The sequence below is a fragment of the Thioflexithrix psekupsensis genome (assembly GCF_002149925.1).
Taxonomy (GTDB): domain Bacteria; phylum Pseudomonadota; class Gammaproteobacteria; order Beggiatoales; family Beggiatoaceae; genus Thioflexithrix; species Thioflexithrix psekupsensis.
In genome coordinates this window covers 465768-486632 of record NZ_MSLT01000012.1, presented here as the reverse complement: position 1 = coordinate 486632, position 20865 = coordinate 465768, and the positions used below count along the sequence as shown (strand labels likewise).

The following is a 20865-nucleotide window of genomic DNA, read 5'->3' as shown; positions in this document are numbered from 1 at the left end:
TTTATCAAAATACGCTAAAGATCACTTTAATATTGGTGATATTTGTCTCTTTTATGACCCAGCTTGTCGCGCAAGAACGACAGGCGCGTGTGGTCGGTGGTCAGCCTGTCGCACAAGGGGAATATCCGTGGACTTTGGCGTTGGTTGAAGCGGGAAAAACCGCTGTAACAGGTCACTATTGCGGTGCGTCGCTGATCGCACCCACGTGGGCAGTGACGGCAGCACACTGTCTCAGTGACCCGCCACGCCGCGATTACATGCCAGCCGATGTGCAGGTAGTGGCAGCTCATGTGGATTTACAGCAAACTTTATTGCTTGATGTGAAGCAAATTATTGTGCATCCTGATTTTAGTTTTAATATTTTGGAAAACGATATTGCTTTATTGGAATTAGCTGAACCTGTTGATTTGCCGATTGTGACTTTATTAGACGAAGCGGATTATTCTTTGCCGACCACCTTATCAGCCACGGTATTAGGTTGGGGCAGTACCAGTAATTTAGGGCGTTATCCAGATACTTTAATGGCCGTTTCTATGCCGTTATTAGACAATGAATTATGTGAAAAATTATTAGTTGATGGTAAAGTCATTCAATCGGGAGAATTACTCCCCAGCATGTTGTGTGCGGGGGGGATGAATTTGGGACGCGATTCTTGCACCGCAGACAGCGGCGGCCCCCTGATTATTCACAATCCTAATGATGATACGATAGTGCAAATTGGTCTGGTCAGTTATGGTGCTGATCGGTGTGGTTATTTCCCTGGTGTTTATACGCGTTTGTCGGCTTTTCAAGAGTTTATTAAAAGTCATGTTGCTGAAGTTCAGTTTACGTCTTTAGACCCCTTATTTGGCGTATGTCAAGAAGGTATCACTCCTGTTCCTGAATCGCCGTCATTAACCGTTTCTGTCGCAGGAAATGATGCGGAATTATTGTGGACAGCACCAAAATTTGCCGAAGGTTACACGCTGTTTTATTTGCCTTTTAATTATCGTGATTTATCTGAATTAAATAGCCTTGATTTAGGACAGCAGATTTTTCTCAAAGGTCATCTTGAACAGCCACAGAATTATTATGTGGCTATTCAAGCCTACAATTGTTCAGGAGAAAGCCGTTTGTCTAATGTGGGATTGTTGTGGTTTTCTCATTTCTGAAATTAAGGAATTTTCACCGTGTTTGATGCCATGATTGATGTTTTAGCCAATGATCGTTTGGCTTTATTATTGTGTGTTGGATTGTTGGGATTAATTGTGGGTAGTTTTTTAAATGTATTGGTTTATCGTTTACCTGTCATGATGCAGCGAGAATGGCAAGCCCAATGTCGAGAATTGTTAGAATTAGAAGCGGTCACGCAAGACCGCTTTAATTTGACTACGCCCGCGTCGCATTGTCCGCATTGTGGGCATCACATTCGTTTTTGGGAAAATATTCCGATTATCAGCTACTTATATCAGCGTGGACGTTGTACGGCTTGTCACAAAGCCATTAGTATTCGTTATCCTTTGGTGGAATTGGCCAGTGCGTTGTTGTCTATTGCTGTGGCGTGGCAGTTTGGGTTTACGTGGTTAATGTTAGCGGCTTTGTTTCTGACGTGGGGCTTGTTGGCGATGAGTTTGATTGATGTTGATCACCAATTGTTGCCTGATGATTTGACTTTGCCGTTGTTGTGGCTTGGTTTGTTGTTGAATTTGTGGCCAGAGACTCGTTTGGTGTCGTTGGAAGCGGCTGTTTTAGGTACGGTTTTTGGTTATTTGTCTTTGTGGACGGTGTATTGGCTGTTTAAATTGATTACGGGTAAGGAAGGCATGGGACATGGGGATTTTAAATTGCTGGCTTTGTTTGGTGCGTGGTTGGGTTGGCAGAGTATCCCCTTGATTATTCTCATGTCTTCTTTGGTCGGCGCGGTTTTCGGAATGGCACAAATTCTGTTGCAAGAGCGCGACCGTAATCAACCCATTCCTTTTGGCCCTTATTTGGCGTGTGCGGGTTGGTTGAGTTTGATGGGAGGACAGGTGTACTTACAAAATACAATTAACTGGTTGATTTAATGTTAAAAATTGGCTTAACAGGCGGGATTGCCTGTGGTAAAACGACGGTGTCTGATTTATTTGCAGGCTATGACGTACCGATCATTGATGCCGATGTGGTGGCACACGCGCTGGTGCAACCCGGTCAGCGGGGTTTACAAGGTATTGTGGCGCGTTTTGGTGATGAAATATTACATAATGACGGCACGTTAAACCGCGCCAAATTACGTGCCATTGTGTTTGCTGATGTGGTGCAACGGCGTGGGTTAGAAAATTTATTACATCCGTTAATTCGTCAGGCCATGCAACAGCAACTGACTGATTTACCAGTAGAAACGCCTTATTGTGTGTTAAGTATTCCGTTATTGTTAGAAACACAGCAAACCGATTGGGTGGATCGGGTGTTGGTGGTGGATTGTAACGAAGCACAGCAGCACGCTCGTTTGGCGTTACGCAGTGGGCTGAGTGCGGTTGAGATTGAGCAAATGTTAGCGGCGCAAGTCAGTCGTCAAGCGCGTTTGGCGGCAGCACACGATGTGATTGACAACAGTGGCGATGTGCAGATGTTGTCGGTGCGGGTGGCGCAATTGCATCAATATTACACCAATATTGCATCCACACCCACCCAAAGTTAGCACACAGGGAAGATGCGACGATTTTTAAAAAACACAAGAATAACAAATAAATAGCTTTGTCAGTAAACGAGAATGAAGGGGAAAAACTGCCCGTAAATCGTAAATAAGTGGTATTTAAAGCGTTTTTTTGATAAAACTTACGTCTGAGTCAAAATGACACGGACATTTGTAGGAATGGAATGACAAAGAATTGCTGAATGCTCTACATCGATTGTTTTGGGCGCAAGGCTCGCCGCGATTCGAGGGGCGATGTTGTTTTATTTTAGTTTAACCGAGGTATGATATTATGAAATTATTGGAAGTCATGTTAGGGGATAGCGTAGGGATTTTATCATTACTTACAGTGGTGTTTGCGATTTTAATTATTCTGTTTTTAGGGGCTTTTTTCCTCTTTGGCAGCGATAAAAGTAAGGGTGATTCCAAATAATTTTGTAATCTGTTACCGTAAATCCCATACGTCAGAACCCCAAAGTACAACACTTTGGGGTTCTTTGTTTTTTAGGATTGGGGATGATTATCTATTAAAATAATAGGCTTTATAAAGTCTTTATTTTATCTGAATTAGAATTTAAGAATTTTGGGCTGATTTTTAATTTTATTGATTAGATTGAATCTTGTCCCAAGTGCTACTTAGGAATGTCATCTGAACCGCGTCGCGCTTCATACGGAACTCAATGGAAAGCCTTTGTTTAAAGGCTTGGCATTCATGAAATGGTGTGTCATTTAATTTTAAAATGATGGTATAACTTGAATTTAATACTTATAATTTTGCCTTGATGCACAGTTTATGCTATGGTAAAGCCGCATAATAATGAACGCTTAATAAAATCAGACATTTTTACTAAGATTTTAGTTGAGGACAAGATAAACCGCCGTTTTTGTTATTGACCATTTCAGACCCATTTACTGGGATTATAAATCAAAAAAGTGATACAGGTTTATAGTTTTTGAGCCAATGGGTCTTTTAGATCACAATGACCACACCAAAGGGAGACACAACAATGACTACACCTCAGAATGACTCTGTGGAGACCGCTGCGCCCGCAAAACGCTCTAAGTGGCGTTTATTTTTTGCTATTTTTGCGATCTTGCTGATCGGTGGAGTGGGAGGGATCGGCTTTACCGTTGGCTTAGAATATACGAATACGACTGAGTTCTGCGTATCTTGCCACAGTATGCAGACCAATTATGAAGAATTAAAACAGAGTATGCACTGGTCAAACGCCTCTGGTGTTCATGCGGGCTGTGCTGATTGTCACGTGCCGAAGGAATTTTTCCCCAAAATGCACGCGAAAATTATCGCCGCTAAAGATGTGTGGCACGAAATCATGGGAACAATCGATACCCCTGAAAAGTACGAAGCCCGTCGTTGGCAGATGGCGAACATGGTTTGGGACAAAATGATGGCCACGGATTCCCGCGAATGCCGCACGTGCCATTCTTTTGACCACATGGATTTAAGCGCGCAAGATCGTTTTGCGCGTAATCGTCACGAACGAGCGCAGGAACGCGGACAAACGTGCATTGAGTGTCATCGCGGTATCGTCCACACCATGCCCGATGAACCCGAACAAGCCGAAGAAGCCCCTCCCGCCGAGGAAGAGGCCGCTGGTTAAGCAATATTGGCTTCTCGTGATGTTCGCCTGATGTGCCTAACTCAGTGCCAGAAAGTACCGATTTTATTTGACGACATTATTTTTTCTTTCCACTTCATAACAAAAAAGGGCATTATGAAACTTTTAAAATTGGTAGTATTAACGGCTGTTTTTTCTATTTTTTCCAATCCAATGGCGGCGGTATTGGCCAGCGATATGGAGCAGTTAAACAGCGATCTGCGAGAAGCCGCTTTGATCGATGATGTCGATTTAATTGAGACACTCATCAAGCAAGGGGCAGATGTCAATGCGGGTAATCAATTCGGCAAAACTGCGCTGATGCGCGCCATTGAGAGCGGCAGTGAACTGTCGGTTGATGTGTTACTGGCACACAACGCGGATGTCAATGCCCGCACGGTGGCAGGTTGTACGCCGCTGACGTTTGCGGCTGAATTTGGTTACGATGTGATCACCAAGTTATTGTTAGATCGCGGCGCAAGTGTCAATAGTCGCACTCGTTCTGGTTGGAATGCGCTGATGATCGCGGCGCGCCAAGGTTACTTGGATGTTGTATTGCGTTTAATTGCAGCGGGTTCTAACGTGGATAATGTGGACAATGAAGGTGAAACCGCATTACTTGGCGCGGTAAAAAAAGGTTTTATTGACGTGGCCAAAGCCTTGTTATCCGCCAACGCCAATCCCAACATCGGCAATCAACGCGGAGTCACGCCCTTAATGCTGGCTACACAACGCGGCGATGTGGAAATGGCCACTTTATTGTTAGCACACAAAGCTGACATCAATCAACGCGATTTAAGTGGTGCTACTGCCTTAATTTATGCGTCTGAAAGTGAGCAAATCGACATCACTCGTTTGTTATTACAGCACAGTGCGGACATTGATTTGCAAGATAATGCTGGCGAAACCGCATTGATCCAAGCCGTGTTCCGTGGTAATGCCGAGATCGTGGCGTTATTACTCGCTCAAGGTGCAGATGCGTCCAAAGTCGATCAAGCGGGTTATACAGCATTAGAAATGGCCACAACTAAGGGCAACGCTGAAATTATCGATTTGTTAAACGCCAATGTGAAAAAATAAGGAAATCAACTGCAATGACGCTATATCAAACTGCTGATTTATGTGATCAATTTCCAGAGGTGGTGAAAGTTGCCGATCCCATTTTTCGCTGTTTTGGACAAAAACCGTCTTTTGGTGGCGAAATGGTCACGGTCAAAGTTCATGAAGACAATGTGTTAGTTAAAGAACGTCTTAATCAGTCTGGCACGGGTAAAGTGTTGGTGGTTGATGGTGGCGGCTCAATGCGTTGTGCTTTGGTGGGCGATTTGTTGGCACAAGCGGCGATTGATAATGGGTGGGAAGGAATTGTGGTGTATGGCTGTATTCGTGATTCAGCCACTATTAACACGCTTCCTATTGGCATACATGCCTTGGCCACGCATCCCCTAAAAAGCGTCAAACATGGACGCGGTGATCGGGATTTGCCCGTCACTTTTGCGGGGGTGACATTCTTTCCCGGCCATTATTTATATGCTGATGCCGATGGAATGATTGTCTCTAGTCAGCGTTTGGTGACTTGAAGGATAGGCTTCGCTTTATAGATCGCTTGCAGAAGTATAGTTGGCCTCTTTCATGTTGAAACTCAATACGTGAGGTGACTTCTGCAAGAGGTCTATTCTGAAAATTCTAATTCAGTCAAAAAGATATTTTTATCAATGGTTTAATTTTACTTTATTAACCATTTCCCCACCGCAAGATTAACAAGAATGGATAACCTAATCCATACCGCCCGTGATGCGTTGTTTTTACTATTTTCTGGTGATGCGGCATTATGGACGATTGTACTCACCTCATTAAAAATTTCCTTATTGGCCATGTTCATCGCTACACCTGTGGCATTATTGTTGGCTTTCGTGCTGGCATTTAATGACTTTTGGGGACGGCGTTTCATCATTTCTTGTTTTAACATTTCACTGGCCATTCCAACAGTCGTGGTGGGGCTGCTCATTTACATGCTGTTATCGCGTCAAGGGCCGCTGGGGGATTTTCGCCTGCTGTTTACACAAACGGCTATGGTGATTGCTCAAGTGGCGTTGAGTTTTCCTGTGCTGGTGGCTATGGGACACGTGGCGTGTCAAGCGGCGGATCGGCGGGCTTGGGAAACGGCAATTACTTTGGGAGCATCGCCCTGGCAAGCCCTATTCACTGTGATGTATGAAATTCGTTTTGGTTTACTTGCCAGCGTTATTGCTGCGTTTAGTCGAATTATTTCTGAAGTGGGCAGTGCCATGATGGTGGGCGGAAATATCTTAGATTATACCCGAAATATTACCACAGCCATTGCCCTAGAGACCAGTAAAGGGATGTTTGCACAAGGGGTTGCATTAGGCATTGTTTTATTACTGATTGCACTGGTTTTAAATGGTCTATTAAGCCTATTACAAGGACAAGGTCAAGCCGCTCATTAGCCATTAAAGCTAAACTATTCACACTAAATGGCTGTCTGATTCGATTTAACACATTAGCCACATCGGGGTGCGACAAGGCATAACCCACACGCAAACCCGCTAAACCATAGGCTTTAGAAAAAGTTCGACAAATAATCAAGTTGGGCTGTGTCGCTAGCCAAGACAACAAGAGGAAAAGTTATTGGCTTTAGATCAATTTTAAAGATATAGAAATTGGGGAATTAAAGGATAATGTTTAATATTTGACGTTATCCTTTTTTGGGGGGATTTAGGCTAATTGGTATGGTAAAAGTTATGCTAATTTATCTCGTTCCAAAGTATTGAGCCTGTAAAAGAACGCCTAAAAACACCATTAAAAGCCCGACGGCGGGTGGTTGGGCTTGGAGTGCAAAGTTAGATTACTTTACCGTGTTGCTGAATAATCTTTGCCAGAGACCTTAACGCCTCATTGACTGACTTTGCGTCAGGAAAGATTTTTGCCACATCAGGTTCAAGCATAATAAGTTTTACACCTTCATGATATGGCTTGGCGTATTTGCCGCGAACACCACCTTTCATGTTAGTAAAATCATATTCATCTTCAAGTTCGTCGTTTAATTCGTTGTCAATTTCCATGCTCATAAAATTGCCGCTCCCGTTTTGTTGCAGGTCTGGCACTGATAATTCTTACCGTTTCACCGCGATACACATGAGAAATCACTAATATCCGCTGTTTATCAGAAAGCCCGATCATTATAAAACGCTCTTCATTTATTGAGTGTTTAGGATCGGGATATGTTACAGATAGCGTATCTCCAAATACAGAAGTTGCCTCTTCAAAGGAAACACTATGTTTGTTGCTGTTAATTTCAGCTTTTAAGGGATTCCATTCAAAATCCATCAGTTACTCTGATTTTAAAGCATAACGACTGGGCTAAACCCACACTCGCCACCACAAAAACTCAAAACAAAACCAAAAAAGCCCGACGGCGGGTGGTTGGGCTGGAGCGATAAGTTAGAGAGCTATCCCCATTCATTAAATACCCATTTCCATACTTTTTTTACAGAAAGGGGGTATTTATTCCATATTTCTGGTATTAAACATATTACTGGTGGTGCTGTATCTATTTCTTCTAGGCGTTTTATATAATTTTCTAATTTCTTTTCATTTTCTTTGAAGCAAAGTTTTATAGTTTGCGGGTAGGTTGATATTAATTCTGCAAATTTAGTGCGAGTTTTAAAGATTGCCAAAAATGGAACTGCAATAATAATTGCTATTGTTTCAATGATAAAAAAGAATAAAACATATAATATTGTTAATGAGACATGAATAACTGCAAGTGCCAAAATTAAGATTATCGCTATAAGAGCTATTGGAAGTCTAATTGCTGTAATAAAACTATCCATAAATTACCCCTAACTTATTCATACCAAGCCATTCCGCCCTGATACTCTACAATATTAAAAAAATAAATCAGGCAATTTCGACCTGACACCGTTACTAAAAATCTACACTAATCTACATAGGTAGTTATTTACATCGTCATCAACTTAGCAATTAAATATTGTCTTACATAATCTCTTATGTGCGTTTAGGTGGGTTGTAACGTGTCCACACCACAAGCATTTTTTTGAATGGTATCACTGTATTTATACCATGTCAATCACCTAATCAGACAAAACACGACAGACGGAAACCCGCGAAATAACTTAGGAAATTACACACTCGAAATTAGCTTTACCAATTTTTTCAGAGTCGTATAATAATACTTTTTAAATAGGAGAGAATAATGAACAAGAGATATGAAGATTTAGAAGAGTTAATGTCAACAGGTGAAGCGAGAGAAGTGAAGCGAGCGATGGCAGTAAGAATGTCTTTGCTTGGTTTTGTGCGTGCGGAAGCGGCTTTAGCGTGTTGTGTCAGTGTGCAATTTGTGGATAAATGGAAAGCCATTTATTTAGCGTCAGGGGTTGAAGGATTAAAGTTAGCGTATAAAGGCTCACCAGGGTATTTAAAGCCGCGTGAACGAGAAGATGTGATTAATTGGATACAAGAAAAGAAGACAATAACAATAGAGGAACTAAAGAGATACTTAAAAGAGGAGTATGATGTTTTCTATTCTTCAAATACTTCTTATACTAAATTATTAGAAGAAGCGAATTTAAGTTATAAGAAGACACACAAAGAGAATTCGGCAAAAGATGAGGTAAAAGTGGAAGCTAAAAAAAAAGAGATTAAGGATTTAATAGATAAGGAGCGTGAACAGATAGAAAGTGGAGAGGTAATGTACTGGATGCAAGACGAAAGCCATCAGTTGTGGGGAGATATTTGTGGTTATGTTTGGTCGAAAAAAGGAGAAAGAACGTCAATAAAGATGAGTAATTATCGCACTTCTCAAACGTGGTATGGAGCGGTGAATATTTATACGGGAGAATTTATTTTAGATAGGGCAAAGAAAGCTGATACAAAATATACGATAGACTTTATTAACTGGCTCATTTACAGATATAAAGAAGCCCGTCATGTGATTATTTGGGATGGTGCAAGTTATCATCGTTCTGAAGGTTTAAGAACTTATTTAGAGAAATTAAATGGGGGACTTCCAGAATCAGAATGGAAAGTTCGTTTATTAAGATTTGCGCCCAATGCCCCAGAGCAAAATCCAGTCGAGGATATTTGGCTTCAAGGTAAGAATTGGGTCAGAAAGAATTTTCATCGTCTATCAAGCTTTAAAGAAGTCACTAGTATGTTTGAGACCTTTTTGTCAGGTAAAGTGTTTAAGTTTAATAAAATTAAACAGTATCTTATACCTAATATCTAGCTAGATATTAGAACTTAATTTGTTTTTATATCTCACATAATTTTGGTATTTAACAATCAAAAAAGCGAAAAATTTTTATTGCGTTGTAAACTGAATATTTTTATTTAACCACTTAGCTATCCAAAAAATAACACCATGAATAAATTTTTATTAGGCGATAATTTAGAAATTCTAAAAATTTTTTCTCGCTCCCACGTTTCAGCGTGGGAGTGTACATTTCGTCGTTCAGTGAGTATCTCGGAAACTTAAAAAACCTAAAACGCCCACTTCTGATTAGGCGCGTCGTTGCAATCGAAAATCTGCACATTCGTCCCCGCCGCATTCACATCGCCCGCTGCATCTAAGCATTTTCCGCCGCCATTCACCAAACGGCCGCCTTCTAACCGCCATTTTTGGTTAGGCGCGTCGTTGCAATCGAAAATCTGCACATTCGTCCCGGCCGCATTCACATCGCCCGCGACATCTAAGCATTTTCCGCCTTCATTAACCATGCGCCCTGCATCAATGCGCCACTTTTGATTGGGGGCATCGTTGCAACCAAAAATATGTACATTCGTTCCATTGGCATGAATATCGCCCGCGACATCTAAACACAAATTACCCGCTACTTTAAGCGGTTTTAAATTGATGACATTATCTACTTCTCGTTTGGCTTCTTCTTGGATTTTGGCCAAACTGTCTTTATCAATATCTATGGCATGAGCAGTCGAGATCAATAACGCTGTCATGGATAAACTGGCGATCATTTTCCACATCGATTTTCTCCTAATGTTGCAAAATAGACAATAACGCTTCCATAAAGCGCGCATTTTCTGTGGCTAAACCAATACTAATACGCAAATGATTAGGCATTTGATACGCACCAATGGGGCGCACAATAACCCCTTGTCGTAATAAAGCCTCATAAATCGGTAAAGCCGCTTGTTTTAAATCAATGGTAATAAAATTACCTGCAGAAGGAATATAGCTGATTTGATGTTGTTCAAATTGTGCCATTAGCCACTGCATTCCTTGCTGATTAACGGTCACAGATTGCTGTAAAAAAGCCGAATCATCTAATACTGTTTCCGCAGCCATTAAAGCCAAACTATTCACATTAAACGGCTGTCTGACTCGATTTAACACATTAGCCACATCGGGGTGCAACAAGGCATAACCCACGCGCAAACCCGCTAAACCATAGGCTTTAGAAAAAGTCCGACAAATAATTAGATTGGGGTGTGTTGCCAGCCAAGACAAGCTGTCATTGGTTTGGGAAGGCGTACTGTATTCGCAATAAGCCTCATCCAATACCACCAATACCGATTCGGGAATGTGCGTTAAAAATTGCTTTAAATCCGCAGAATTCAAGGATGTTCCCGTAGGATTATTGGGATTGGCAATGAAAATCAAACGGGTATCGTTACGAACCGCGTTTTGCATCGCCAACAAATCATGTCCCCAATCCCGCGCAGGCGTAACAATCGCTTTTGCACCAATGGCTTGCGTCACCAAAGGATACACCGCAAACGCATATTGAGAATAAATCACACTGTGTTCTGTCGTCACAAACGCCCGCGCAATTAATTCCAACACGTCGTTAGACCCATTACCCAATGTGATCATTGCGGTATCAACGCCATATTTTCGCGCTAAACGCTGTTTTAAATCAAAACCATTCCCATCAGGATAACGCGCAATAAAAGGCAATTGTTGCGTGATGGCTTTTGTTACCGATTCGGGCGTACCTAATGGATTTTCATTAGAAGCCAATTTAATAATATTCTTAATCCCATATTCGCGTTCTAATTCTTCGATGGGTTTACCGGGTTGATAAGGCTGCAATGCCCGCACACCCGGAGCGGCTAATTGCAAATAATCGCAGGAAGTCATATTTTATCCGTTGTTAATTTTGAATCTTAAAACATTGCCTTTTACAAACGCACTTCAATACCGCGTTCTTGTAAATAAGTTTTTGCTTCGGCAATTGTGTGTTGTCCGAAATGAAAAATACTGGCCGCCAACACCGCATCCGCTTTACCTTCCAAAATACCTGCGGCTAAATGCGCCAATTCGCCCACACCCCCCGACGCAATCACCGGCACTTCTACCGCTTCACTAATGGCACGAGTTAAAGCCAAATCAAAACCATTTTTAGTGCCGTCTCTATCCATAGACGTTAATAACAATTCGCCCGCGCCGAAACTCACCATTTTCTCTGCCCATTGCACCGCATCTAAACCTGTTCCTTTACGCCCACCATGCGTAAAAACTTCCCAACGATTAGGCGCGACATTACGCGCATCAATCGCCACCACAATACATTGCGAACCGAATTGATCACTAGCCGCCCGCACAAATTCAGGTTGATACACCGCTGCTGTATTAATACTGACTTTATCCGCACCAGCATTCAGCATTTTACGAATATCATTTAATTGCCGAATTCCACCGCCAACCGTTAAAGGAATAAACACTTCACTGGCCACCGCTTCTACCAAATGAATAATTGTTTCTCTTTCATCCGAACTGGCAGTAATGTCTAAAAACGTTAATTCATCCGCGCCCTGCTCATCATAACGACGAGCAACTTCTACCGGGTCGCCCGCGTCCCGAATATCGACAAACTGCACGCCTTTGACCACGCGGCCGCCATCGACATCTAAACAGGGAATCACTCGTTTGGCTAATCCCATTGTTATACTCCATAAGCCTGTGCAAAGGCTTGGGCTTGGGCAAAATCCAGCGTGCCTTCGTAGATCGCCCGACCTGTAATCGCGCCGATAATCCCTTCTTGCGCCACTTGACACAAGGCTTCAATATCACGCATATTGGTAATTCCACCCGATGCAATCACAGGAATATGAATGGCTTGCGCCAATTTAACCGTTGCTTCCACATTCACGCCTTGCATCATGCCATCGCGGCTAATATCAGTATAAATAATCGCAACCACGCCATCTTGTTCAAACCGTTTCGCCAAATCTGACACCTCATGGTGTGACAATTTTGACCAGCCTTCGGTCGCCACTTTGCCGTCTTTGGCATCCAAACCAACCATCACATGACCGGGAAACTCCAAACACATATCCGCCACAAAATGCGGCGTAGTCACCGCTTTTGTGCCAATAATCACGTAATCCACGCCCGCATTCAAATAAGCATCAATGGTTTCTTCATCTCGAATCCCCCCGCCCACTTGTAAACTGAGATCGGGAAACGCCTGCGCAATCTCATGTATCACTTTTGCATTCACAGGATGTCCTGCAAAAGCCCCATTTAAATCAACCAAATGCAATCGTTTTGCACCGGCATTCACCCAACGTTGTGCCATCGCTACGGGATCATGAGAGAAAACCGTATCATCTTCCATTCGCCCTTGTTTTAAGCGAACACATTGCCCATCTTTTAAATCAATGGCGGGTATAATTAACATATTCAATTCCTCAGAAAAAACCAATCTATTTTATTTTGCCTATAAAAATGGCACTTATTATCTTAAACTTTTCGCCACAATACAATCTCGTCCGCGTTCTTTCGCCACATAAAGAAAATCATCCACGCGATTTAATAAAAACTCAATCGACTCATTACAATCCCATTCTGTCACACCAATACTCACCGTAAATTGTAACTGGGCATGTAATATTGTTTCTACTTTAACTGCATGACATTGCTGGCGAACATTTTCTGCCAAAATAATTGCCTCTTGTTCAGTGGTGTGGGGTAAAATGGCTAAAAATTCTTCTCCGCCGTAACGTCCGATAACATCTTGCTCTCGCAATTGTGTTTCTAAAATTTTAGTAAAAGCGCGTAAAACTTCATCTCCTGCCAAATGGCCATAACTGTCATTAATGCGTTTAAAGCGATCTAAATCAAATAATAAAACAGCCATTCTATGTTTATTATTCATAAAATTTTGCAACTGCTCAATTAAGACTCTACGATTAAATAACCCTGTTAAAGGATCACGTGTGGCTTGACGATATAAACGCAATAAAATATGTAATTGAGACAATTCAGTCCACAAGGCAATACTGCCTAATAACAGCATTAACCATAAGGTATTTAAAATCTCAATGGTGAGCAATCCATGAATTAAACTATTGGTCACTAAATAGAATAATAACACCGCAAAAACAGCCAATATTCCCTCACTCAATGTTAAAGGAAAAATCGCCCCAATCGTAATGAGTAACAAAGGAAAATACTCATAACCTCTTGATAAACCAACAGGCGGATAATGGCTAAGTAATAAACTGGCAATCAAATAAAATAAGCTGGGAATTAAAATCAACACACCCAAACGAATATGCGCTAATCCCAAATGATAAGGCTGCGTTGTCCATGCACTCAGGGCTAATAAACAGGCGGCAACAGAACAACGCAACAGCAAAAAATAAGGCATTAAAGCCTCAGGTAATAAATAATATTCAATAGGAATCCACAACAGGGTTAAAATAGCCCCCATTAAGGCTAAAATGCGAATGCGTAAAAAAATATAGCCCGTTCGTGAAGAACGGAAATCGGACGAGTGGGAACGAACACTCCACAAATCCCCTAAATTAAAGCTCTTCACAATGCTATACCAAGAATTTAGATTGTCAGGTGGTGTCATTGGCGTGATGCGAATCGGATAAGGTTTGGCTCAATTCATTTTTGATTCTTAATATTAAGAATAGTCGAAAAACACGCAATGAATAGGGTAGCATTTCATTCATTAAGCCATTATGATAATAATCATGGTCATTATTTTGCAGGGCATCCTAATAAAAGAATATAGAAATAGTTAAATAGATAATTATCTTGTTGTTATTAAAGATTTCCTGCCATCCACCCATATTGTAGAATTGTTATGCTTGCTTCGACGATGCTTATTGAATGTATCAATACTTTCCCTTCTTTACTGGATTTTCCCAGAGATAACACATGTCAAGTAGAAAGTTCTTTTAGTGATTTTTTCTTAAAAAGTTTTGACCTAGATTTAACTCAACAATTGCAAGATTTTGCTCAACAACATCAAGTCACAATAGAGCTGATATTATTCAGCAGTTTTAATTTTTTTATCACGCGCTATAGTGAGCAGCGGCATTTTTTATTAGGTGTAGCGAATGATCAGATTCAGCAAGGTGCGGTTTTTGTTTTACCGATTACCATTGAGGATCACGACCATTTTTTGCACCAATTAAATCAAACTAAACATTTTTTTAATGCGCAAATTCCGTCTGAATTATTGTTAGATCAGCGATTGGTCGAGAATAGTTTTACGCTAAAAACAGGCCACCATCCACTCATCCAAACTGCACTAGAATTTCAACATCATCCAGCAGAAAAAACAGAATCTGCTTTATTTCGTTTATCTGCAAAAAAAAGCAATTTATTAGATTTTTCTTTTAGTTTTCTTTTAGAAAAAGATAATATTTTATTAAAAATAAGTTACCGTACTGATTTATTCAGTGAAAAAACGCCGCACTATTGGTTTAAACACTATCAACAATTATTACGCAGTTGTTTACAGCAACCTGAACAAACAGTAACGCAATTAAATTTATTAACGCCAGAGATTCGCCAGCAATTACTTTTTACAGGGAATCAAACCCAGAGCTGCCCCATTGCTACAGTGCCTGTTCCTGCCTTTTTTGAGCAACAAGCCCAGCAAAATCCCCAACACATTGCCGTCACTTTTGAGCGAGAAACTTTAACGTATCAACAATTAAATTGTCAAGCGAATCAATTAGCGCATTATTTACATCGTATAGGTGTACAGCCTGAAATGCCAATTGCGGTTTTTTTACCGACTTCTTTAGCGGCTGTGGTGGCGATTATAGCCATTGTCAAAGCAGGTGCTGCTTATGTGCCATTAGACCCTGATTATCCGTCATCACGATTAGTTTTTCTATTAAACGATGCTGAAGTAAAAATTATTTTAACCACACAAGTTTATCAAAAAAAACTCCCCAACTCATCTGCACACATTTTGTGTTTGGATCAAGATTTTTATCAACAAGAATTAGCAACTAATTTAGCATTAAATATCACACCTGAACAGCTCATTTATATTATCTATACTTCAGGTTCAACGGGGCAACCTAAAGGGGTTTTAATTACCCACCGTAATTTATGCAATGTTATCCAATTTGATATAAAATTATTTAAGCTAAATAAAAATAAACGGGTGCTGCAAGCATTTTCTTTTAATTTCGACGCAGCCAGCGCGCAATTATGGATGGCTTTATCCAGTGGTGCGACCCTATGTTTAACGCGACCAGAAACCGTGCTGACTGTGATTCAAGAACAGGCAGTGACTCATGCAGGATTAACGCCTTCATTACTAAATACATTACCTGAAGTCGATTTGCCTAAATTAGAAACCATTACCGTAGGGGGAGAAATTTGCACCCTTGATCTAGTGAAAAAATGGGGAAAAAATCGGGCGTTTTTTAATTTATATGGACCGACCGAAGCCACAATTTATGCCACTTATGATCAATGTGAAATAGATCAAATACCGACATTAGGTCGCCCGATTGCGAATGTGCAAGTTTATATCTTAGATTCCTATTTAGAACCTTTACCAATAGGCGTTATTGGAGAATTATATATTGGTGGAATTGGAGTAGCAAGTGGTTATTTAAATCGTCCTGAATTAACTGCGCAATCTTTTCTCAATAATCCATTGATAGACGGAGATCGCTTGTATCGCACAGGAGACCGCGCCCGCTGGCGTATTGACGGGCGTTTAGAGTTTTGTGGACGGCGAGATCAGCAAGTAAAAATAAGAGGATTGCGCTTAGAATTAGGAGAAATAAACCAATTATTACAACAACATTCTGCGGTTAAAATAGCCATTGTAAAAGTGGAATCAACGTCAGCACAACAAAAGCATTTAATTGCTTATATTGTACCTAAAGAATTCACTCATCAAGAGCAGTTAGAAGCCGATTTAACCCATTATCTCGCACAGCAATTACCCAAATATGCTCTGCCTGAGAAAATAGTTATTTTAGAAAAATTACCATTAACGCCAAATGGTAAATTAGATGAACAGGCTTTATTTTTATTGTCAAAAAAAACGTCACTCTCTGCCATTAAACCCAGAAACCCATTAGAACAGTTTTTAAGCCAATTATGGCAAACCATTTTATTACAAGAACCACCCAGTATTTTTATTTCATTTTTAACTTTGGGTGGGGATTCTATTAAGGCGATTATGCTGCTGAACCAATTACAAGAACAATTAAAAATAGAAATTTCTTTAGCCGATATTTTAACCTATGCCACGATTGCTGATTTTGCCCATTTTTTACAAGAAAATTATCCGAATATTCCAGAAAAATTACAAGCCGATTATCACGAAATAAAAGAAGAACATTTTACCCCTGTTTTAGCGCATTTAAAAAAGACAAAAGAGTGCATTCAATCCTGTCCCATGTCTTTTGCACAACAACAATTATGGTTATTGTTACAATTACAGGAAAATAACACCGCTTATAATTTACCCATTACCTTAGTTATTAAGGATAAATTAGACTTTGATATTTTGCAACAAAGCCTTTCTTTATTAGTACAACGGCATGATATTTTACGTACTTGTTTTGGTATGGAAGATAAACAGCCTTTACAATTTATTTATCCAAATATTGATGTCACTTTACCTTATATTGATTTGCGTACTATTCATCATGATCAGCAATTGGCACAAATTAAAATCATCGTGCAGCAATTCACCGAAAAAGTATTTAATTTAACCCAAGTTCCTTTATGGCGATGGCAATTATTGCAATTAGCTGATGAGCATTATTTATTACATCTTGTTTTGCATCATTTAATCAGTGATGGCTGGTCAATTTATTTATTGCAAAGTGAATTAAATCATATTTATGAGTCCTTAATAAAAAAACAAAATATAACCTTGCCTGCATTAACGCTGCAATATGCCGATTTTGCGCTGTGGCAACGGCAATATTTAACCGAAATGCGCTTAAATACTTTAACCGAATTTTGGCAAAAAGAACTTAAAAACGCCAAGCCTTTATTAAAATTACCTTTAGATTTTCCCCGCTCCGCACAACAGCATTATCAAGGTGATCTGATCCAAGTTACATTAGACCCTACATTAACAACTCAATTAAAACAATTAAGCCAAAAAGAAGATGTCACTTTATTTATGTTATTATTGGCTTCTTTGCAAGTTTTATTTTATCGTTATTACGGACAAACTGATATATCTATTGGCACGCCATTAAGCAATCGTTATCGCTTAGAATTAGAAGCGATAATGGGTTTTTTTATTAATACGATAGTCATAAGAAATGATTTAAGTGGTAATCCACATTTTAATCACACTTTAAAACAAGTGCGTCAGCGTGTTTTAGCGGTTTACGCCCATCAGGATATGCCTTTTGAAAAACTAATCGACATGACGCAGACAGCAAGATCAAGCCATCACAGCCCGTTATTCCAAGTGTTACTGGTGTTACATAACACCCCGCCTTTTTCTCAAGGTTTATTTCAATTTGAACATCATGATATAGCTATTATGGGAAATAAATATGATTTAAATTGGCATTTTTGGGATAAAGAATCAGAACTGGTCGCAAAAATTTATTATAACCAAGAATTATTTAAAAAATTAACTTTAGAAACGATGCTCATTCATTGGCAAAACTTGTTAAAAAGTATTGTCACTGATCCTACGCAACATTTGGATCAACTAAATTTATTATCAGAATCAGAACGGCTTAAATTTCCCATTTACTCCTTTGATTCCAATGAGTTAAAGCAAGAATCCCTTATTGATGCGTGGTTAGCACAAGTGAAACGCACGCCAACACAATCCGCTTTACATACCCCAAAAGTGCAATGGACTTATCAAGATTTATTCAATCATGTGCGTTATTGTGTGGTGGAATTATCGGCTTTGGCATTGCCGAATGAAAGCCGAATTATTATTTTAAGTGGTGAAGATCACGAGGTAATTACCGCATTATTAGCAGGGTTGTGGTTAGGGCATATTGTCGTGCCTTTAGAACACAATCAACCACTCCGCCGCCTAATTCAGTTAATACAAAAAACCGATCCTGCGTGTTTATTGTATCCATCAAATATGATGGCGATAATGGAAAAATTATCACAGAATATTGAAATTAAAGCCTTTAATTTAAGTCGCTGGTTAAAACCGAACGCTTCCCCTTGTCCAGAACCGCGGGCAAAAGCAGATACGTTGGCTTATTTACTTTATACTTCAGGTTCTACAGGAGAACCAAAAGGTATTCTGCAAAATCATCGTAACGCTTTACATTTTGCGCGGGTGTATCGCTCTGATATTCACATTGCGGACCGTTGGTTATTTAGCAGCCGTTACAGTGTGGATAATTGGGTATTAGACCTGATCGGGGCATTGTTACGCGGAGTGACGTTGTATCCTTACGCATTGATCGATAACGGTCTGAATCAACTCTATGATTTTATTGAAAATAATAAGATAACAGTGTTCCATAACACCCCTACTGTATTTAAAAAATGGTTAGATAGTTTACCCAAACAACAGCGTTTGCCTGACTCGTTGCGTCTTATTTTATTGGGTGGAGAGCCAATTACTGCGCCTATTTTCCTTGCTTATCAACAACATGCCACCGCACAATGTCGCTTAGTGAATGGCTATGGTTTAACCGAAGCTTCCAGTGTTTTACAGCATACCATGACGCTAACCGACACTTTTTATACGACATTCGCGCCGATGGGCAAACTGCAACCGGGCATGGCGATCCAATTGGTTAATGCTGAAGGGCAAAATACCCAAATTTATGGCGAAATCGTGCTGATGAGTCCCTATTTAGCGGTAGGATATTGGCAAAATGGGCAGATTAACCGCGAAAAATTCCCTATAGACCTCAAAAATCCCAGTATTCGCCACTATCGCACAGGCGATTTGGCGCGTTTACGTGCGGATGGTGATTTAGAATATCTGGGACGCAGTGATTTTCAGCTTAAATCGCATGGTTTTCGCATTGAACCTGAAGAAATTGAACAACTATTAAAAACTCATCCCGACATACAAAATGCAGTGGTACAAAAAGAAGTAGAGAATACACAAGAGACAAGCACATTGGTCGCTTACTTAGTTTTAAATACAATACCGCGTTTAGCTTTAAAAAAAGAATTACAAAATTTATTGCGTGAGCATTTTCCAGATTACATGATTCCCCAATTATTCGTACAATTGTCAGATATTCCCCTCACGCCTAGCGGTAAAATCAATCGCCATGCGCTCCCTGCGTCGGCGCAATTGCCTGTTTTGCCCGGCCAGCAAGATACAGTGACAGCCCGTACAGAAATAGAGCAGCAATTGTGTGCGATATGGCAATTTCATTTGCAACAACAACCTATTGGAATTTATGATAATTTTTTTGATTTAGGGGGAAACTCTCTGTTAGCCTTGACCTTATTGGCTGATATAGAACGCCGTCTTAATGTAAAACATCACTTGCCATTAACGCTCTTATTTCAAGCTCCAACCATCGCCGAATTAGCGGAACGATTAGAAAATAATGGACATTTTTCTTTATCTTCTTTGCAAATTATTCGATTAGGAAATGGCTCTAATCCATTGATTTTTCTAGGTTCTATGGCAAGAGCGCAGCACCTAGCCAGTGTTTTACCGAAAGAACAAACCATTTACGGATTTAATATGTTTGCTTTTGAACATCGTTTATCTGTTCCTATTTCTTTATATGATGTCGTGCAAGAATATGCAGATGAGTTACAAAAACAAGGAATTACAAATTACTCAATACTGGGATATTGTGCGGATTCACGTATTGCTTTAGCATTGGCACATGTTTTACAGCAAAGAGGGCAATTGGTTGATTTTCTTGGATTTATTGATTTTGGACGTTGGAGACGGCCACGTTGGCAGCGACATTGGGAAAATGCCCGTCGTTTTGGATGGGTGAATTATAGCCGTCATAAACTATATAATCGCTTTAATATCAGCTATTTATTGAAGCAATTGCATTTAAAAGTTTATCATTATCGCCAATTTTATCTCAAACAAACCATTCAATTATCCACCGAATATCAAACCTTACAATTTATTGGGCAATTTGAACGCCTGCGTAACAGTTGGCCATTAAAGCCGTGGCCGGGTAAAATTCACTTTTTTCTCTCAGAGGAGATGTTGCCCGAGCATACGGATGAATTCTCTGCATTGGCGCAGCAGGGCGTTGAATTGCACCCTGTATCGGGCTTTCATTTAAGTTTATTTACTTTGCCGCATTTAAAAAATTTAGCGGATGCTATTGATGCGGTATTAAATCATAAAAAATAATGACTGGATTTTTATA

18 protein-coding genes and 1 pseudogene are annotated in these 20865 nt (G+C 40.2%); 10 read left to right on the top strand and 9 right to left on the bottom strand.

Annotated features, from left to right (window positions below):
- Nucleotides 1-53 precede the first annotated feature (53 nt).
- The 8 genes from TPSD3_RS07265 to TPSD3_RS07230 all read left to right on the top strand — a co-directional run bounded on the left by TPSD3_RS07265 (nt 54) and on the right by TPSD3_RS07230 (nt 6740).
- Nucleotides 54-1151, top strand: a complete 1098-nt coding sequence (locus TPSD3_RS07265) for a trypsin-like serine protease (protein WP_176329770.1) — start codon at nt 54-56, stop codon at nt 1149-1151.
- Nucleotides 1152-1169: 18 nt separating this feature from the next.
- Entirely contained in the window at nt 1170-2045 is an 876-nt protein-coding gene (locus TPSD3_RS07260) for a prepilin peptidase (RefSeq protein ID WP_342587068.1), read from the top strand.
- The gene (coaE, locus tag TPSD3_RS07255) at nt 2045-2659 is read left to right on the top strand and encodes a dephospho-CoA kinase (protein WP_086487907.1); all 615 of its coding nucleotides are present in this window, start codon (nt 2045-2047) and stop codon (nt 2657-2659) included. Before TPSD3_RS07260 ends, coaE begins: the two co-directional genes overlap by 1 nt.
- A 286-nt stretch (nt 2660-2945) precedes the next feature.
- The gene (locus tag TPSD3_RS07250) at nt 2946-3086 is read left to right on the top strand and encodes a DUF3149 domain-containing protein (protein WP_086487906.1); all 141 of its coding nucleotides are present in this window, start codon (nt 2946-2948) and stop codon (nt 3084-3086) included.
- A 574-nt stretch (nt 3087-3660) separates the two neighbouring features.
- Nucleotides 3661-4275 carry a NapC/NirT family cytochrome c gene (locus TPSD3_RS07245; RefSeq protein ID WP_086487905.1) on the top strand — a complete coding sequence of 205 codons (615 nt, stop codon included), beginning with the start codon at nt 3661-3663 and terminating at the stop codon, nt 4273-4275.
- 114 nt (nt 4276-4389) lie between these two features.
- Entirely contained in the window at nt 4390-5352 is a 963-nt protein-coding gene (locus TPSD3_RS07240) for an ankyrin repeat domain-containing protein (RefSeq protein WP_176329769.1), read from the top strand.
- A 14-nt stretch (nt 5353-5366) separates the two neighbouring features.
- Nucleotides 5367-5852, top strand: coding sequence for a ribonuclease E activity regulator RraA (gene rraA, locus TPSD3_RS07235; protein WP_086487903.1), 486 nt, complete (start codon nt 5367-5369; stop codon nt 5850-5852).
- A 186-nt stretch (nt 5853-6038) separates the two neighbouring features.
- Nucleotides 6039-6740, top strand: coding sequence for an ABC transporter permease (locus TPSD3_RS07230; protein WP_176329768.1), 702 nt, complete (start codon nt 6039-6041; stop codon nt 6738-6740).
- On the opposite strand, the pseudogene TPSD3_RS17495 reads toward TPSD3_RS07230, so the two are convergent.
- The 4 genes and pseudogenes from TPSD3_RS17495 to TPSD3_RS07210 all read right to left on the bottom strand — a co-directional run.
- A pseudogene (locus tag TPSD3_RS17495) lies at nt 6733-6900 on the bottom strand (aminotransferase class I/II-fold pyridoxal phosphate-dependent enzyme); the annotation flags it as partial. The gene TPSD3_RS07230 and the pseudogene TPSD3_RS17495 sit on opposite strands and share 8 nt — an antisense overlap.
- Before the next feature lie 233 nt (nt 6901-7133).
- Nucleotides 7134-7361 carry a hypothetical protein gene (locus TPSD3_RS07220; protein ID WP_086487901.1) on the bottom strand — a complete coding sequence of 76 codons (228 nt, stop codon included), beginning with the start codon at nt 7359-7361 and terminating at the stop codon, nt 7134-7136.
- On the bottom strand, nt 7345-7620 hold the full coding sequence (locus TPSD3_RS07215; protein WP_086487900.1) for a BrnT family toxin: 276 nt from the start codon (nt 7618-7620) through the stop codon (nt 7345-7347). The genes TPSD3_RS07220 and TPSD3_RS07215 overlap by 17 nt, the downstream gene beginning before the upstream one ends.
- Nucleotides 7621-7742: 122 nt before the next feature.
- Nucleotides 7743-8126: a hypothetical protein gene (locus TPSD3_RS07210; RefSeq protein ID WP_086487899.1), complete on the bottom strand. Its 384-nt coding sequence runs from the start codon at nt 8124-8126 to the stop codon at nt 7743-7745.
- Between the two features lie 383 nt (nt 8127-8509).
- On the opposite strand from TPSD3_RS07210, the gene TPSD3_RS07205 reads away from it, so the two are divergent.
- Nucleotides 8510-9541: an IS630 family transposase gene (locus TPSD3_RS07205; protein ID WP_086486662.1), complete on the top strand. Its 1032-nt coding sequence runs from the start codon at nt 8510-8512 to the stop codon at nt 9539-9541.
- A gap of 254 nt (nt 9542-9795) precedes the next feature.
- Here the strand turns inward: TPSD3_RS07205 and TPSD3_RS07200 are convergent, their stop codons facing one another.
- From TPSD3_RS07200 to TPSD3_RS07180, 5 genes are read right to left on the bottom strand one after another with little or no spacing between them, the layout of a single operon-like run.
- A complete protein-coding gene (locus TPSD3_RS07200) occupies nt 9796-10296 on the bottom strand; it encodes an RICIN domain-containing protein (protein ID WP_176329767.1) in 501 nt (166 codons plus the stop codon).
- Nucleotides 10297-10306: 10 nt separating this feature from the next.
- Entirely contained in the window at nt 10307-11413 is a 1107-nt protein-coding gene (gene hisC / locus TPSD3_RS07195) for a histidinol-phosphate transaminase (protein WP_086487897.1), read from the bottom strand.
- 41 nt (nt 11414-11454) lie between these two features.
- Nucleotides 11455-12216, bottom strand: a complete 762-nt coding sequence (hisF, locus tag TPSD3_RS07190; RefSeq protein ID WP_086487896.1) for an imidazole glycerol phosphate synthase subunit HisF — start codon at nt 12214-12216, stop codon at nt 11455-11457.
- A gap of 2 nt (nt 12217-12218) precedes the next feature.
- On the bottom strand, nt 12219-12956 hold the full coding sequence (gene hisA / locus TPSD3_RS07185; RefSeq protein WP_086487895.1) for a 1-(5-phosphoribosyl)-5-[(5-phosphoribosylamino)methylideneamino]imidazole-4-carboxamide isomerase: 738 nt from the start codon (nt 12954-12956) through the stop codon (nt 12219-12221).
- 57 nt (nt 12957-13013) lie between these two features.
- Nucleotides 13014-14099 (bottom strand): GGDEF domain-containing protein, encoded by a 1086-nt coding sequence (locus tag TPSD3_RS07180; protein ID WP_176329766.1) that lies wholly within the window; start codon nt 14097-14099, stop codon nt 13014-13016.
- 276 nt (nt 14100-14375) lie between these two features.
- Here TPSD3_RS07180 and TPSD3_RS07175 point away from each other — a divergent pair, with 276 nt between their 5' ends.
- Nucleotides 14376-20849 carry a non-ribosomal peptide synthetase gene (locus TPSD3_RS07175; RefSeq protein ID WP_086487893.1) on the top strand — a complete coding sequence of 2158 codons (6474 nt, stop codon included), beginning with the start codon at nt 14376-14378 and terminating at the stop codon, nt 20847-20849.
- Nucleotides 20850-20865: the final 16 nt, after the last annotated feature.